The organism is Arthrobacter sp. K4-10C (genome assembly GCF_059090085.1).
The window spans coordinates 203,026-218,981 of record NZ_JBNHFI010000008.1 but is presented as its reverse complement, the minus strand read 5'-3'; the positions used below and the strand labels follow the sequence as shown (position 1 = coordinate 218,981).

Here is a 15,956-nt window from a genome sequence, read left to right as displayed (position 1 = left end):
GCCGGTGCCTCTGATGCCCAGGCACCGGTCCGCGGCCTGACCACATCCATCGAAAGGAGCAGTCGCAATGAACAATGGCATCCTCCGGCGCACCGGAACGGACATCACCGAACCCCTTCGGCGTTTCTTCGAAGGAGACCTGGACACCTGGCTGCGGACCGAGGAGTACAAGGAGAACGGCACCCTGGTCATCAAGGCGGAAGTACCTGGCATCGACCCGGATAAGGACGTGGATATCACCCTGGCCGGCGACCAACTGCGGATCACCGTCCGGCACGAGGAAAAGTCGGAGCACACGGGCAAGGAGGGGTACCGCTCGGAATTCCGCTACGGCACCTTCTCCCGCGCGGTCACGCTCCCGGGTGCAGCGGACCAGGGCGACGTCAAGGCAACCTACACGGACGGCATCCTGGAGGTCCGCGTCCCCCTGCCCGAGCAGGATCCTTCCGCACGGCGGAAAATTCCCATCACCCGCGGCTAGGATTACGACGGCGGCGCGCAGCCGCCGTCGTACGTCCGCCTTCCCTGGCCTGCTTTCCAGCCGCCTGCCGGCCCTCCCCGCAGATGTCTCACCCCTGTGGTTGGATGGTGTTCTCTTCACGGGGACGGAGGCGGGACATGGAAGTCTGGACGGGGAGCCCTTATCCGCTGGGTGCCACCTATGACGGGAGCGGCACGAACTTCGCGGTGTTCAGCGAGGCGGCGAGCGCGGTCCACCTGTGCCTGTTTGATGACGACGGCACTGAGCAGCGGATCCGGCTGGAGGCCGTGGACGGATTCGTTTGGCACTGCTACCTGCCGCATGTCCTCCCGGGCCAGCTGTACGGCTACCGGGTGGACGGTCCCTACGAACCATCGCAAGGCCTGCGCTGCAACCCCAACAAGCTCCTGATGGACCCCTACGCAAAAGCCCTCAGCGGGGACATCACCTGGGGACAGCCCATGTTCTCCTACAACTTTGGCGACCCCCTGTCGTTCAACGCCGCGGACTCGGCACACAACACCATGCGCTCCGTGGTGATCAGTCCGTTCTTCGACTGGCAGCACGACCGTCCGCCAAAGATCCCCTATAACGACACATTGATCTACGAGGCGCACGTAAAAGGCCTGACCATGACCCACCCCGAGGTGCCGAAGGAGGAACGCGGCACTTACGCCGGGATCGCCCACCCGGCCGTGATCGAGCACCTGCAGAAGCTGGGTGTCACGGCTATCGAATTGATGCCGGTGCACCACTTCGTGCAGGACAGCGTGCTCAAGGACAGGGGCCTCAGCAACTACTGGGGCTACAACACCCTCGGCTTTTTCGCACCGCACGAGAGCTACAGTTCCAGCTCCCGCCCGGGGCAGCAGGTGCAGGAATTCAAGGCGATGGTCCGCTCCCTCCACTCTGCGGGCATCGAGGTGATTCTCGACGTCGTCTACAACCACACTGCCGAGGGGAACCACCTGGGCCCAACCCTCTCCTTCAAGGGAATCGACAACCAGGCGTACTACCGGCTGGTGGACCACGGGAAGCAGCACTACCTGGACTACACAGGCACCGGGAACACCATCAACGTCCGCCACCCGCACGCGCTGCAGTTGCTCATGGATTCGCTGCGGTACTGGGTACTGGAAATGCATGTGGACGGTTTCCGCTTCGACCTCGCATCAGCCCTGGCCCGGGAGTTTTATGAAGTGGACCGGCTGTCCAGCTTCTTCGACCTTGTGCAGCAGGATCCCGTGGTTTCGCAGGTGAAGCTGATCGCCGAGCCGTGGGACGTTGGCCCGGGCGGCTACCAGGTGGGCAACTTTCCTCCCCTGTGGACGGAATGGAACGGCAAGTACCGCGACGCCGTCCGCGACTTCTGGCGCGGCGCCCCCGCTACCCTTGGCGAGTTCGCATCCCGGCTTGCCGGTTCCTCGGACCTCTACGAAAGCTCGGGACGCCGGCCGGTGGCGTCCATCAACTTCGTCACGGCCCATGACGGTTTCACCCTCCACGACCTGGTGTCCTACAACGCCAAACACAACGAGGCCAACGGAGAAAACAACAACGACGGCGAATCCCACAACCGTTCGTGGAACTGCGGCGTGGAAGGCCCCACCGACGATCCCGCGATCCTGGCCCTGCGGGCACGCCAGCAACGCAACTTCCTGGCCACCCTCCTCCTGTCACAGGGGGTGCCCATGGTGGCGCACGGCGATGAGCTGGGCCGCACCCAGCTGGGCAACAACAACGTCTACTGCCAGGACTCGCCGCTGTCCTGGATCAATTGGGATGATGCCGACCAGCCGCTCAACGAGTTCCTGGCCGCCGTCAGCGCACTGCGCCGGGAGCATCCCACCTTCCGCCGCAACAGGTTCTTTGAAGGACGGCCTGTCCGGCGGACCCTGGGCCAGCCCTTGCCGGATATCGTCTGGCTGGACAGGGACGCTTCCCCCATGGTTCCCGAGGACTGGGACAACCCGCTGGCCCGAGCCTGGGTGTGTTCTACAACGGGGAGGCAGTGGGCAAGGACCACCGGGGCAGGGTGATCAGTGACCACAATTTCCTCCTCTACTGCAATTCCGGTGATGAGTCCGTACTTTTCACCCTGCCAAGCCCTGAATATTCACCGGCCTGGGAGCAGATGATCGATACGGCGGGCGAGCATGCGGACCAGGGGATCCTGGAGGCGGGCGGCGCCGTGGAACTCGCCGCGAAGTCCCTGCTTGTCCTACGGGCATATGCGAAGCCGCCGGAAAAGCCCGACCACTCTGTAGCTGCGTCGCTGGCGTTGATCAAGGCACCAGAATCGACACGCTTCCCCAGGACCCAGCTGGGGAGAACACCGCATTAGGTGCCCTCCGGAAACCCCCTCAAGATTAGGTAGCTTTTCCCCTAGCGCAGGGCATAAACGCACGCGCAGGATTGAAACACGGATCACGACAATCAGATGGTCCGGGGTCGAGCCCCCCGCTGAGCCGGGGCGTGCTGTTTCAAAAATGGGATGGGCAGGCTGCGGGCCGCCACGCTGGTCAACCACACACGCTGTCAGGCGTGCGCGGCCTGACGCTGTCCAAAAGTAGGAAATCCGCACCCTACACAATGGGAAATCGCATCCTTACAGGAGCAAAAAAATGTCCAGCACTACAACAACAAAATCACGTTCAGTCCGGGCAAAGATCGCCCTGGTTCCGGTCCTGTCATTGGGTCTGATCGGGAGTTTTGTGGCAGTGGCCGCCCCGGCCGCGGCCCATGACGATAAGAACCGGGGATGTACCGTCAAGCCCCTCCTACCAAAGGATGCCCGCGGCGATTGGGTGAACTTCCCAGTCAGCGTGAAATGTGATGACGGAAGAAAGGTCGTCCATATCAAGCAGAAGCGCTATGAAAAGGATCGCGGCCGCGACACAAAGCTTCACGAGGGCGACCACGACCACTTCACCCACTATGTGCACCGCGGCGACCGCTACGAGGTCAAAGACAGTTATGACCGGGTAAGCCGAAAGCTTGACCGCCGCGGCCCCGAAGAGGTTTACCACGAGATCAGGTACGCGGTAGATAAGGGACATGGCCGGCTCGAATGGTCCGGATGGATCAAGAGCGACACGTTGAGGAACGTCAATTCGCATCATTAGTCCACAGCCAGGTCCACTCGCACGGGAGCCGAGGGCCCACGCCCTTGGCTCCCGCCTGATCCCAAGGCGGACCAGTCAGCTGGACGTGAATTCCCGGATGGTGATGCCGGAGAATGTGGCGGGACCGCCGTCGGTGTAAAGAGAGATTCCGCTGTCGCCCTGCGCGAAATGCACTTGCTGCGACAGCACCGTGTGGCCGGCATTCACGAACACTTCCACGCTCTGCGTGTCCACGAAAACCCGCAGGTGCACCGAGCGCGCCGCGGGGTCGATTGGTGCCGCAGCACGGGTGAAGGGCACCAGGGAAAAGCCGCCCAGGTCCGAGGGTGCCCGGTCGACGTACAGCTCCGCCCCGTACTTCCCAATGTTCGTATGGCGGGTGCCGTCTGCGGAGCGTCCGACGGATACCCCGACGTTCGTGCCCGCGTCCCAGGAGATGTCGAGTTCCAGCTCGTAAGCGCGGCCGCTCCATGGAAGCACAGCACTTCCGTTCACGGTGCGGTCCGGAAGCGCCGTCGTCGAAATGGCGTGGTTGCCGAGGGCCTCAACGGGGGTGCTGAGCAGGCTGTACCACCCGCCGGGCTGACGGTCCAGGCGCAGTTCGCGCACGATCGAGTTCTGGCCGTTGTACCCGTCGGATTCATCCGTGGGCACGTCACGGGCGGCATACTTCCAGTTGTTCATCCACCCGATCGCGTAGCGCCGGTGCTCGGGCGCCTCCGCCGCAGGCCAGGTCACAGCACCGTACCAGTCCCAGCCCCAGTCAAGCCACTGCGGGTTGAGGTTATCTGCAATGAACTCTTCGCCGTTCCAGGAGCCCGTCCAGTAGGCGTAGGTCATGGGCAGCCCAATGCTGTAGGCGTCCATGCTGGCACCCAGCACCCAATGCCTGGTTCCGTCGTCCGCTGTCATCTCGTAGAGATCGGGGCACTCGATCCCGCCCAGGGCGTGGTTCGGGTAGTCGAAGTTCCGTTTGAGATGCCAGTCCCGCAAATTCCGCGACGTGTAAAAGGCGGCATACCGTGCCCGCCCGATCACGCACACCCATTCACTCCGGGCAGCATCCCAATGGACCTTCGGGTCGCGGAACCACTCTGCGTTCTCAATTTCTGCAGTGGTGGTCGCGGTCCGGCCGTCTGTGTTCACGATGACTGGATCCGGGAGCGCCGTGAAGGTGTAACCGCCGTCGGTGGACCAGTAAAGATACTGCTCCTGGTACTTGCGGATGCCGCCGGTGGGCTGCGTGGCAAGGGCGATGACCGCTCCCGCACCAAAGCCGGCGGTATTCGCCGTGTCCACGACTGCCGAGCCCGACCAGACGGGAAAGTCCGGCTGCAGCGGCAGCGCGACTCCGTGGTGGACAAAAGCCACCCCGTCCGTGGTTGTGGCATGGTCCCAGCCGCCGTGGCCGTTGTTCTGTGCAGAGTGCAGGTAGTACAGGTGGTACGCGCCGTTGACATACACCGGGCGCTGCGGGTCGCACAGCCAACCTGATGGCGGCGTCATGTGGTACACCGCCCGCAGCGATTCCTGGGCTTTCGCCATTCCCGGTCCTGCACTACTCATGAGCAGCGCCAACGCTCCTGCGCCTGTGCCTTGCAGGACGTGGCGCCGGGAAATGTCAGGTGTCATGGTGGTATTCCTCTCAAGGGTTGGCTGTGCCAGGGCGTGCGCCAGTTCCCGCAGGGCATCCCCCAGCGGGGAAAGACCGGTTGCCAAGGCGGGCCCCCGGTGAAGGGTGAAGGGTAAAAGGAGCCCGCGGCCTTGCCGGCCGGGGCATTAGTTCAGTTGAGTTTTGTGTGTAGGGGTGGAACCTTCATTGGTTCAGGGGTGACCTCGTCGTCGGAAAATCGCTTGGCCCCAAAGGTAGAGACACAAACAGCGTTTGGTCAAGCGTTTTATCGCCCTGATCCAGGCTCCCAAAAATTTTCCGCTAAAACGCTTGATCAAGATGCCCTGCATCCTCTACCTTGAGGTGATCAAACGCTTTAGCAGAACGGGACATCAACGCCGATGAGTTATCCAGTCTTCTTCCAGCCCGCCGATGGATGGGTGGGAGACCTTATCCCTTTTCAAAAAGACGGGGAGTTCCGCCTCTTTTACCTTCACGAGGTCCGCACGGAGCCAAAGCCCGGAACGTCCTGGAACCTCGTCACCACCAAAGACCTCACCCAGTTCCAGGACCATGGGGTGTCCCTCCCCCACGGAACAGAAAACGACCTGGACTTCAACGCGTACACAGGCAGCATCGTGGTGGACGAATCAGGCGTCCACCACCTGTTCTACACCGGGCAGAACCCGAAGAACCTCGGTCCGGACGGGCTGCCGCTGCAGCTGGTCATGCATGCCACCAGTACCGACGGAATGCGCACCTGGGTGAAGCACCCGGAACTTACCTTCGGTGCACCCGCCGGCTACGAGTCCGGTGACTGGCGGGACCCTTTCGTTTTCCACGACCAGGCTGCCGGCCAGTGGCGCATGCTCCTCGCTGCCCGGCACTCCGAGGGACCCGAGCGCCGCCGCGGCGTCATTGCCCAGTGTGTCTCCCGGGACCTGCTGGACTGGCAGTACACGGATCCTTTCTGGGACCCCCGCCGGTACATCACCCACGAATGCCCGGACGTGTTCTCCTGGGGCGGGTGGTGGTACATGGTCTACTCCGAGTTCTCCGAAACCTTCACCACCAGGTACCGCATGGCCAAGAGCCCTGACGGGCCGTGGATCGTACCGGACCGGGACACCATCGACGGCCGCGCGTTCTACGCGTCGAAAACGGCAGAACGCGACGGGCGGAGGTTCTTCTTCGGCTGGATCGCCAGCAAAGAAGGAAATTCCGACGACGGCGCCTGGCAATGGGCGGGCACCATGGCAGTCTTGGAGGCCCGGCAGAACTCCGACGGAACACTCGGGTTCGGCTTCGCTGACGAGCTCGTCGACAGCTTCTGGGACGAGGTTCCGGTGACCTTCAACCCGGGGCTGCCCGCTTTGCTGGACGTGCCCGACGGCTATGCCGCCGTCGTTTCCCAAGAGGATCTGCCCACGCAGTTCTATGCGAAGGCGGTCCTGGACATCGGGCAGGGCACCACCGAGTGCGGGCTGCTGCTGCGGTCCAGCGCTGACGGGGACCACTCCTACGTCCTCCGCCTGGAACCCAAACGCGGACGCCTGGTCTTCGACCGCTGGCCGCGGACCGTAACCGGCGACGCCCAATGGCACGTCTCCGGGGACGTTCCGTTCGCAATCGAACTCGAACGCCCCTGCGACCTCCGGCCCGGAAAGCACACCCTGGAAGTCATCGTCGACGGGGACCTGTGTGTCGCCATCGTGGACCGGCAGGTGGCGCTGAGCACCAGGATTTACGACCTGCCGGCAGGACGGATCGGCGTCTTCGCCGGCGAAGGCTCCGTCACCATCGCAGACCTCGACATACGCAAACGCACCGACAACTGAATATCTCCCTCATCCTCCGTTCAACCAAGGGAAATGACCGCAATGAAGAACCTGTTTCGCGCCGCCGCCGTCGCAACCGCAGCCCTCCTGGCCCTGACGGCCTGTGGAGGCGGAAGTACCAACGACCCCTCCAACGTCAGCCCCACCGGGGAAATCAAACCCCGGGAAATCTCCTGGCTGCTTTCGCGCCCTGCCGACGGCGCCGTCATCAACATCATGAAGAAGCTCGCTGACGACTATGCCAAGGACCACCCCGGCTTCGAGCTGAACCTGATCACCACGCCCGACCGGCCCTCCTATATCCAGAAACTCGAAACCCTGGCCGCAGCCAACAAACTTCCCGAATTGTTCGATACGGATGCGACACCCTTCGCCCAGCAGTTGGCCAAGCAGGGCAAGATGGTGGATGCCGAGAAGCTTCTGAAGACCCTGGATGTGTACGACGACTACCGCCCCGGTGCCCTGGACTACCAGCGTTTCGACGACGGATCCCTGTACATGATCCCGTTCCAGTTTGAGCTGGAGTTCATGTGGTACAACAAGGCACTGCTGGAAAAGGCCGGTGTGTCAGTACCAAGATCCCTCGACGACATCCCCGCGATGTGCACCGCCCTGCGGGATGCCGGCATCACCCCCATCGCGATCGACGGGCAGGACCAGTGGCCGCTGGAACGCTACGTGGCCTACCAGCCGTTCCGGGAAGCCGGGCCTGAATTCGTGCAGAAGCTGAAGAAGGGGGAAGCCAAGTTTGCCGACCCCGCCGGCCAGAAGACCGTTGCCTGGATGGCGGAGCTCGGTAAGGCCAAGTGCTTCCAGGACGGTTTCTCCGCCCAGGGCTACTCCGACGCGCAGAACCAGTTCACCTCCGGGCAGGCGGCCATGTACAACATCGGAACCTGGGAACTGCCCAGCCTTGCCACGGACAAGTTGAACGCTGACGTCCGCGACGACATCGACTTCTTCACCCTCCCCACCACAGCCGGATCCGTCACCGCGGCCAACGAGTTCGTCTCCCCTTCCGGCATCGGCATGGCGGTTAACTCGAAAACCTACGATCCCCTGGTGAGCGACTTCCTGAAGTTCGCCCTGGAAAAGTACCCGGCCGAATACGCCGCCACCGGTGCCCTCTCCCCTACCACCAACGTCGAAACCGCCATCCCGGCCAACGCCACGCCGCTTTACCAGAAGGCCCTCGACCAGGCGAAGGATCTTGGGGAAAAGCAGGCCATGCCGTGGGACACCCAGCTCGACCCCACCACCAACGGCCGGCTGCAGCAGGAACTCGTCCTGCTGGTCCAGGGCAACATCACCCCAGAGCAGTTCACCGCGACCATGGACAGCACCATCGCCCAGAACGCCCCGAAGTTCTTCAAGTAAGCAGAGCTTCGTCAAGTAACCAATGAGGCGGGGGACCCGGCCGGGTCCCCCGCCCGAAAGGCCCGCCATGCTACCCAACAGGATGCTTCCCAACAGGTCACGGACCTCGGTCCTGGTCTTCCTGCTTCCACCCCTGCTGCTTTATTGCGCAGCTGTACTTTTCCCGATCCTCCAGTCGCTGTTCCTGAGCTTTTTCTCCTGGAACGGCATCAGCGACATGGAGTTTGTCGGGCTGGATAACTACGTCCGGATGTTCGTTGCCGACGACATCTTTTGGCGGGCGTTCCTGAACGCCCTGATCTACCTGGCCATCTGCCTGGTCCTGCAGCTGGGCGGCGCACTGGTGGTTGCCAGCCTGCTGACGTCCCTCCGCCGCGGACGTGAGCTCATCAAAACCCTGTACCTGCTGCCAGCGGTGATTTCCACGGTGGCCATCGCCTTCCTCTTCGTGCGGATCTACTCCATCGAGCCGGTGGGCCTGCTCAACCAGCTGCTCCACTGGATGGGCCTCGGCAGCCTGGAAAGGCCATGGCTCTCGGACGTCAACACCGTCCTGGCCGCAGTCTCCGCACCCGAAGGCTGGCGCTTCACCGGCCTGTACATGCTCATCATTTACGCAGCGCTGATCGCCGTGCCCAAAGAGCTTGAAGAGGCAGCCGTCCTGGACGGTGCATCCAAATGGACGCTCTTCACCAAGATCCGGTTCCCGTACATCCGCCCGGTGTGGATCACCACCACCATCATGGCCACCACCTACGGCCTGCGCGGGTTCGACATTCCCTACCTGATGACCAACGGCGGGCCGGGACAGTCGTCCGAACTGCTCACCACCTACATGTACAAGACCGCGTTCACCAGCACGGATTTCGGCTACGCCAGCACCATCTCCGTGTTCATCGTCATTGAGTGCCTCGTCGCCGTCGGCCTCATCCTGTTCCTGCTCAAGCGAAGGCAGACTCATGATCACCCAGGCAGCACCGCCCACCCCGCCCGCCGCCGTCGGACCTCCCCGGCCGCACGCAAGGCGCCGGCGGCGCCGGCCGGACCTGTTCCGGACGCTGTCCCGCGTTCTGATCATGCTGATCGTGATTGTGCAGGTTTACCCGCTGGCCTGGCTGTTCCTGACCAGCCTCCGCACTGAGCAGGACTTTGCCACCGGGGATCCGTTCGCCCTGCCCAGCTCCCTGACCTGGGAGAACTACGCCAGGGCCTTCGAAACCGGCGATCTCGGCCGGAACATCCTGAACAGCTTCGTCGTGACCATGGGCGCCAACATCCTCATCGTCCTGCTCGGCATGATGGCCGCCTATGCCATCCAGGTGCTTGGGTTCCGGCTCAGCAAGCTGGTCCGCGGGCTGTTCCTGATCGGCATCATCGTCCCCGTCCAGATCGCCCTGGTCCCGCTGTTCATCGATTACTCCGCGGTGAACCTGCTGGACACGTACCAGTCGATGATCATTCCCCTGGCCGGGTTCTCCCTGCCGATGTCCGTCTACTTGTTCTGCTCGTTCTACGAATACATCCCCAAGGAAACCTACGAGGCGGCTTCCCTGGACGGCGCCGGGCCGTACCGGATCTTCGGGCTGATCACTTTGCCGCTGTCACTGAACACCGTGGTGACGGTGGTCCTGGTCAACAGCATCTTCATCTGGAACGACTTCATCTTCGCCAACACCTTCGTCCTGTCCGAAGAACTGAAGACAATCCCGCTAGGCCTGCAGAACTACATCGGCGCCATGGGCAAGGTCGACTGGACGGCGACGTTCGCCGCCGTGTGCGTCACCGTCACCCCGCTGCTGCTGGTCTTCCTGGTCCTCAACAAGGCCATGATCCAGGGACTCGAAAGCGGGGCGACCAAAGGATGACTTCCGCAGCAGCCGGATATACTCCTGACGGAGGGCAGATGATTTCAAAGGAGAAGGATTCGGGAGAGCCGGCACCTGCGGCCAGTTCCCGGCACAAACCGGACCGCCCCCACCCCGTCACTCTTCGCGACGTCGCCGAGGCCGCGGGGGTATCCACCGCCACAGTGTCGCTGGTGGTCAACAAGAAAAAAGACGCCCGGATCGCCGAAGAAACCCGCCAGCGTGTCAAAGATGCCATCCGTGCGCTCGGCTACCGCCCCAACGCGATGGCCAAAACCCTGGTCAGTGGAACCTCCCGGTTCATCGGGCTGGTAGCCGACGGCGTCGCCACCACCCCCTTTGCCGGCCAGATCATCCACGGCGCCCAGGACGAGGCATGGAAGCACGGCTACGCCCTCCTCATCGCCAACACGGAAGGCAACGGTGAGCTCGAGCAGGACGCCATCACCATGATGCTTGAGTACAAAGTGCGCGGCATCCTCTACTCCACCTGGTTCCACCGGCAGACGGACATTCCGGCATCGCTCCGGGAAGCGGACTTCGTCCTTGTCAACTGCTTCGCCACCGAGTCCGGTGCACGCGCCGTGGTTCCCGATGAAGTGCAGGGCGGACGGTCGGCCACCGAAATCCTGCTAAGGCACGGCCACCGCCGCATCGCATTCATCAATGCCACCATCCCCGCCCCGGCCAAGGACGGACGGCTCCTGGGCTACAGGCAGGCACTCGAGGAAGCCGGGATTGCCTTTGACCCCGGCCTGGTCCTGGAAGCCTATCCGGACCAGGAAGGCGGCTACGGCGCAACCCGGGAACTCCTCAAGCGCGAGGCCACCGGCGTGTACTGCTACAACGACCGGATGGCGATGGGCCTCTACGACGGATTGCGCGAGCATGGCCTCTCGATCCCGGACGATGTCGCCGTCGTGGGCTTCGACAACCAGGAAGTCATCGCCGCGCACCTGCGCCCCCCGCTGTCCACCGTGGCGCTCCCCCACTACGAACTGGGTGCTGCCGGCGTACGCATGCTGCTCGGTTTGGAGGAGACGCCCGGGCACGAAGCAGTGAAAATACACTGCCCTGCGGTGGAAAGAACCTCGGTGCAGGTCAAGGCACGCGCAGAGATGTAAAGCAACGGGCAGGGGTTCAGTGCGCTGGCCTTGCATGGTCAAATGGGAAGGTTGAACCGGCCGCCCGAGTCCGACCACGGCCTCGGCCACAGGGAAGGAAGCACATGACCGATCACCAGGACCACCCCCCGATCCCCACCCCGGGAAGCGCCCAGGGTCTGGACCGTAAGGTTGAGGGCGGGTGCCCGGTCGCCCACGACAGCGTGACCTCGCACGGCAGCGAGAGCGAGAACCCGGCGATCGATTCGCCGCAGCCCAAGGGGCACCGGCCCCGCACTGTCGCCGACTGGTGGCCGAACCAGCTCGACCTTTCCGTGCTCCACACCCACAACCCGGCAGGCAATCCGCTCGGCCCCTCGTTCAGTTACCGCGAAGAGTTCCAGAAGCTCGACGTCGAGGCGCTCAAGCAGGACATCACCCAGGTCCTGACCACCTCCCAGGACTGGTGGCCGGCAGACTTCGGCCATTACGGCGGCCTCATGATCCGGCTGAGCTGGCACGCTGCCGGCACCTACCGCGTGCACGACGGCCGCGGCGGCGCCGGAGACGGCAGCCAGCGGTTCGCCCCGCTCAACAGCTGGCCGGACAACGCCAACCTGGACAAAGCCCGGCGCCTCCTGTGGCCGGTCAAGCAGAAGTACGGCCAAAAGCTCTCTTGGGCGGACCTGCTCGTGCTCGCGGGTAACGTGGCCCTCGAATCGATGGGCTTCAAAACGTTCGGTTTTGCCTTTGGCCGGGAAGACGTCTGGGAGCCCGAAGAGATTTTCTGGGGACCTGAGGACACCTGGCTCGGCGACGAACGCTACATCGGCGAAGGCCGGATGTCGGAGGAGGTCGGTTCCACTGAGATGGGACTGATCTACGTCAACCCCGAGGGCCCCATGGGCAACCCGGACCCGCTCGCGGCCGCTGCCTTCATCCGGGAGACCTTCAAGCGGATGGCAATGAACGACGAGGAGACCGTCGCCCTGATCGCCGGCGGCCACACCTTCGGCAAGACCCACGGCGCAGGCGACGCCGACGCCCACGTCGGGCCCGAGCCTGAGGGCGCCGACCTGGAAACACAGGGTCTTGGCTGGCTCAGCACCTACGGGAGCGGCAAGGGGGCGGACACCATCACCTCCGGCCTTGAGGTTACCTGGACTGACCGCCCCACCGAGTGGAGCAACCGCTTCTTCGAGATCCTGTTCGGGCACGAATGGGAACTCGTCAAAAGCCCCGCCGGCGCCCACCAGTGGGTGGCCAAGGACGGCCCCAGGATCATCCCGGACGCCTACGATCCGGAGAAGAAACACCGTCCCACGATGCTCACTACCGACCTCTCGCTGCGCGTGGACCCTGAGTACGAGAAGATCTCCCGGCGCTTCCTGGAGAATCCTGACGAGTTCGCGCTGGCGTTCGCCAAGGCCTGGTACAAACTGCTCCACCGCGACATGGGTCCCGTCGGCCCGCACATGCTGGGGCCTTGGGTTCCCGAGGCGCAGCTGTGGCAGGACCCGGTCCCGGCGGTGGACCACGAGCTGATCGACCAGCAGGACATCGCTTCCCTCAAGGCGCAGCTCCTGGACTCGGGATTGTCCGTCGCGCAACTGGTCCGCACTGCCTGGGCCTCGGCGTCCACCTACCGCAAAACCGACAGGCGCGGCGGTGCCAACGGCGCCCGGATCCGGCTGGAGCCCCAGCGCGGCTGGGAGATTAACGAACCTGGACAGTTGGCTGCAGCACTGCAGGCGGTTGAGGGGATCCAGCAGCAGTTCAACTCCGGCCAGAACGGGGGCAAAAAGGTCTCGCTGGCCGATTTGATCGTCCTGGGCGGGTGCGCGGCCGTGGAGAAGGCCGCCAGCGACGCCGGCTTCCCTGTCGCTGTGCCGTTTCGGCCCGGCCGCACGGACGCCTCCCAGGACCAGACCGACGTCGAGTCCTTCCAGTACCTCCAGCCGCGGGCCGACGGGTTCCGCAACTACGTCCGCCCCGGGGAGAAACTCCAGCCGGAGACGCTCCTGCTGGACAAGGCGTACCTCCTGGACCTCTCCGCGCCGGAGATGACGGCACTTGTCGGCGGCATGCGCGCCCTTGGTGCCAACCTCGGTGACTCCACGCACGGCGTCCTCACCCACCGGCCCCAGGTCCTGACGAACGACTTCTTCGTCAACTTGCTCTCCCCGGGCACCAAGTGGAAGGCATCGGAGGCCGAGGAAAACGTCTATGAAATCAGTGACGTGTCCACCGGCGAAGTGAAGTGGACCGCCACACCGGTGGACCTGGTGTTCGGCTCCAACTCGCAACTGCGGGCACTGTCCGAGGTATATGCGAGCGAGGACGGCAAGGAAAAGTTCGTCAACGACTTCGTGGCCGCCTGGACGAAGGTCATGGAGGCTGACCGCTTCGACCTGCGGTAATCGCGTACTGCTTTATCCGGAAGGCCGGCTGCACGGTGGACTGACCCACGTGCGGCCGGCCTTTCTCTTTGCCCTCTCATTTCCGGCATCGCCACCCAAGCGCGCTTCCCCTTGACTCGCACTCCCCTCGTTACCTACACTTTTCATAAAGCAGAATCTAAATTCCACAAAGCGGAAACTGAGCGGAAACGGTAAGGATGCCGGTGAAGCAAGGGAAGATGGATCAAGCCCCTCTCGGAAGGACCTACGATGACGTACACAGTGAACTGCTCCATCCTCCTGACGGAGCTGCCCCTGCTTGAGCGCCCCGCCGCCGCAAAGGCCGCCGGCTTTGACGCCGTCGAGTTCTGGTGGCCCTTCGAAACCTCCGTTCCGGCAGACGCCGAGATCACCAGGTTCGAGAACGCCATCACCGATGCCGGCGTCCAACTCACCGGCTTGAACTTCAACGCCGGGAACATGCCGGGCGGCGACCGCGGCCTGGTCTCCTGGAAGGGACGCTGCTCCGAGTTCAAGGACAACATCGACGTTGTGGCCGGCATCGGCGGGCGCCTGGGCTGCAAGGCGTTCAACGCCCTCTACGGCAACCGGCAGGACGGCTTCACCCCCGAGGAGCAGGACGAGCTGGCCGTCAAGAACCTGGCAGCAGCCGCCGAGGGCGTGGCCCGCATCGGTGGGACCGTCCTCCTGGAACCCGTCAGCGGCGCGCCCAAGTACCCGCTCCTCACCGCCGAAGACGCACTTCAGGTCATCGCCCGGGTCAAGGCGGAATCCGGTGCCGGCAACATCAAGCTTCTCGCCGATTTCTACCACCTCGCAGTCAACGGCGACGACGTCGAATCCGTCATCGAAAACCACGCAAAGGACTTCGGCCACATCCAGATCGCCGACAACCCCGGCCGTGGCGCACCCGGCACCGGCACCCTCCCCCTCGGCGAATGGATCGCCCGCAGCCGTGAACTCGGTTACGAGGGCTACATCGGCCTCGAGTACAAGGAACCCAAGGAAACTGCGTTCAGCTGGGCCATCCGCCAGCGTGTCTCCCAGTAGCCCCTTTCCCAACTGAGTAGCAGCAGATGCTGTTTTGGGCCCTCAAAACGACATCTGCTGCGACCTAGTTGGGTCCTGCTTCCTCAATCACCGCAGAGACTTTCAGAAAGAGAACCATCATGAGCAACGTTGCAGTCATCGGCCTCGGAATCATGGGCCTGCCCATGGCCATCAACCTGGTCAAGGCCGGCCACTCCGTCACCGGCTTCAACCGCAGCCAGGACAAGATCGACAAGCTCGTCTCCGAAGGCGGCAAGGGTGCCACCAGCATCGCCGACGCCGTCAAGGACGCCGACGTCGTCATCACCATGGTGCCGGACTCCCCCGATGTTGAGGGTGTCGTCAGCGGCAAGGACGGTGTCTTCGCCAACGCCAAGCAGGGCACTTTGTGGATCGATGCCTCCAGCATCCGCCCGGATGTCGCCAAGCGACTCTCCGACGACGCCCGCGAGGCCGGGATCCGCCCCCTCGACGCACCGGTAAGCGGCGGCGAACAGGGCGCCATCGACGCCGTCCTGTCCATCATGGTCGGCGGCGGGAAGGAAGACTTCGACGCAGCCTCGGATGTCCTGAACGCCGTCGGCAAAACCATCGTCCACGTCGGCCCCTCCGGCTCCGGCCAGACCGTCAAGGCAGCCAACCAGCTGATCGTCGCGGTCAACATCGAGGTCCTCGGCGAGGCCATCGCCTTCCTCGAGGCCTACGGCGTGGACACCGACGCCGCCCTCAAGGTCCTCGGCGGCGGCCTCGCCGGCTCCAAAGTCCTGGACCAGAAGGGCCAGAAGATGCTGGACCGTAACTTCGACCCGGGCTTCCGGCTCGCCCTCCACCACAAGGACCTGGGCATCGTCACCTCCGCCGCCCGCGAAGCCAACGTCGCCATCCCCCTCGGCGCCGTGGTCGCACAGCTCGTCGCCGCCACCGTCAACCAGGGCGACGGCGCACTGGACCACTCCGGACTCTTCAAACAGGTCCTCCAGCTCAGCGGCCGCGAGTAGCCGCAGGCCCAATCTGCGCACTTTTTATGCCCTGACCACCAGGGCTTCCTTCAGCAAACCCAAAAACAGACTTAAGTAGGAGCACAC

At 63.7% G+C, this 15,956-nt stretch carries 10 protein-coding genes and 2 pseudogenes; 11 read left to right on the top strand and 1 reads right to left on the bottom strand.

Annotated elements, in window-relative coordinates:
• Positions 1 to 67 precede the first annotated feature (67 nt).
• The 3 genes and pseudogenes from AC5RUU_RS13225 (at position 68) to AC5RUU_RS13215 (ending at position 3,606) form a co-directional block, all read left to right on the top strand.
• On the top strand, positions 68 to 481 hold the full coding sequence (locus AC5RUU_RS13225; RefSeq protein WP_493975658.1) for an Hsp20/alpha crystallin family protein: 414 nt from the start codon (positions 68 to 70) through the stop codon (positions 479 to 481).
• 137 nt (positions 482 to 618) lie between these two features.
• Positions 619 to 2,825 (top strand): annotated as a pseudogene (gene glgX / locus AC5RUU_RS13220) (glycogen debranching protein GlgX).
• Between the two features lie 280 nt (positions 2,826 to 3,105).
• Complete coding sequence (locus tag AC5RUU_RS13215; RefSeq protein ID WP_493975657.1) at positions 3,106 to 3,606, top strand: hypothetical protein; 501 nt, start codon at positions 3,106 to 3,108, stop codon at positions 3,604 to 3,606.
• Between the two features lie 75 nt (positions 3,607 to 3,681).
• Here AC5RUU_RS13215 and AC5RUU_RS13210 read toward each other — a convergent pair whose 3' ends face one another.
• Positions 3,682 to 5,238, bottom strand: a complete 1,557-nt coding sequence (locus AC5RUU_RS13210) for a glycoside hydrolase family 32 protein (RefSeq protein WP_493975656.1) — start codon at positions 5,236 to 5,238, stop codon at positions 3,682 to 3,684.
• Positions 5,239 to 5,619: 381 nt separating this feature from the next.
• Between AC5RUU_RS13210 and AC5RUU_RS13205 the strand changes: the two genes are divergently transcribed.
• The 8 genes and pseudogenes from AC5RUU_RS13205 (at position 5,620) to AC5RUU_RS13170 (ending at position 15,869) form a co-directional block, all read left to right on the top strand.
• On the top strand, positions 5,620 to 7,056 hold the full coding sequence (locus AC5RUU_RS13205) for a glycoside hydrolase (protein ID WP_493975655.1): 1,437 nt from the start codon (positions 5,620 to 5,622) through the stop codon (positions 7,054 to 7,056).
• A 42-nt stretch (positions 7,057 to 7,098) separates the two neighbouring features.
• Positions 7,099 to 8,433 (top strand): ABC transporter substrate-binding protein, encoded by a 1,335-nt coding sequence (locus tag AC5RUU_RS13200; protein WP_493975654.1) that lies wholly within the window; start codon positions 7,099 to 7,101, stop codon positions 8,431 to 8,433.
• Between the two features lie 82 nt (positions 8,434 to 8,515).
• Positions 8,516 to 9,385 (top strand): annotated as a pseudogene (locus AC5RUU_RS13195) (carbohydrate ABC transporter permease); the annotation flags it as partial.
• A 7-nt stretch (positions 9,386 to 9,392) separates the two neighbouring features.
• Positions 9,393 to 10,298: a carbohydrate ABC transporter permease gene (locus AC5RUU_RS13190; RefSeq protein WP_493975653.1), complete on the top strand. Its 906-nt coding sequence runs from the start codon at positions 9,393 to 9,395 to the stop codon at positions 10,296 to 10,298.
• Between the two features lie 38 nt (positions 10,299 to 10,336).
• Complete coding sequence (locus AC5RUU_RS13185; protein ID WP_493975652.1) at positions 10,337 to 11,422, top strand: LacI family DNA-binding transcriptional regulator; 1,086 nt, start codon at positions 10,337 to 10,339, stop codon at positions 11,420 to 11,422.
• 104 nt (positions 11,423 to 11,526) lie between these two features.
• The gene (gene katG, locus AC5RUU_RS13180; protein WP_493975651.1) at positions 11,527 to 13,821 is read left to right on the top strand and encodes a catalase/peroxidase HPI; all 2,295 of its coding nucleotides are present in this window, start codon (positions 11,527 to 11,529) and stop codon (positions 13,819 to 13,821) included.
• A 249-nt stretch (positions 13,822 to 14,070) separates the two neighbouring features.
• Positions 14,071 to 14,871, top strand: a complete 801-nt coding sequence (locus AC5RUU_RS13175) for a hydroxypyruvate isomerase family protein (protein ID WP_493975650.1) — start codon at positions 14,071 to 14,073, stop codon at positions 14,869 to 14,871.
• Positions 14,872 to 14,990: 119 nt separating this feature from the next.
• Positions 14,991 to 15,869 carry a 2-hydroxy-3-oxopropionate reductase gene (locus AC5RUU_RS13170; protein WP_493975649.1) on the top strand — a complete coding sequence of 293 codons (879 nt, stop codon included), beginning with the start codon at positions 14,991 to 14,993 and terminating at the stop codon, positions 15,867 to 15,869.
• Positions 15,870 to 15,956 lie beyond the last annotated feature (87 nt).

What these genes read in the sequence shown, in the direction of transcription:
- AC5RUU_RS13225 (WP_493975658.1), top strand. Translation starts at nt 68, where the DNA reads ATGAACAATGGCATCCTCCGGCGCACCGGAACGGACATCACCGAACCC.
- AC5RUU_RS13215 (WP_493975657.1), top strand. Translation starts at nt 3,106, where the DNA reads ATGTCCAGCACTACAACAACAAAATCACGTTCAGTCCGGGCAAAGATC.
- AC5RUU_RS13210 (WP_493975656.1), bottom strand. Translation starts at nt 5,238, where the DNA reads ATGACACCTGACATTTCCCGGCGCCACGTCCTGCAAGGCACAGGCGCA.
- AC5RUU_RS13205 (WP_493975655.1), top strand. Translation starts at nt 5,620, where the DNA reads ATGAGTTATCCAGTCTTCTTCCAGCCCGCCGATGGATGGGTGGGAGAC.
- AC5RUU_RS13200 (WP_493975654.1), top strand. Translation starts at nt 7,099, where the DNA reads ATGAAGAACCTGTTTCGCGCCGCCGCCGTCGCAACCGCAGCCCTCCTG.
- AC5RUU_RS13190 (WP_493975653.1), top strand. Translation starts at nt 9,393, where the DNA reads ATGATCACCCAGGCAGCACCGCCCACCCCGCCCGCCGCCGTCGGACCT.
- AC5RUU_RS13185 (WP_493975652.1), top strand. Translation starts at nt 10,337, where the DNA reads ATGATTTCAAAGGAGAAGGATTCGGGAGAGCCGGCACCTGCGGCCAGT.
- katG (WP_493975651.1), top strand. Translation starts at nt 11,527, where the DNA reads ATGACCGATCACCAGGACCACCCCCCGATCCCCACCCCGGGAAGCGCC.
- AC5RUU_RS13175 (WP_493975650.1), top strand. Translation starts at nt 14,071, where the DNA reads ATGACGTACACAGTGAACTGCTCCATCCTCCTGACGGAGCTGCCCCTG.
- AC5RUU_RS13170 (WP_493975649.1), top strand. Translation starts at nt 14,991, where the DNA reads ATGAGCAACGTTGCAGTCATCGGCCTCGGAATCATGGGCCTGCCCATG.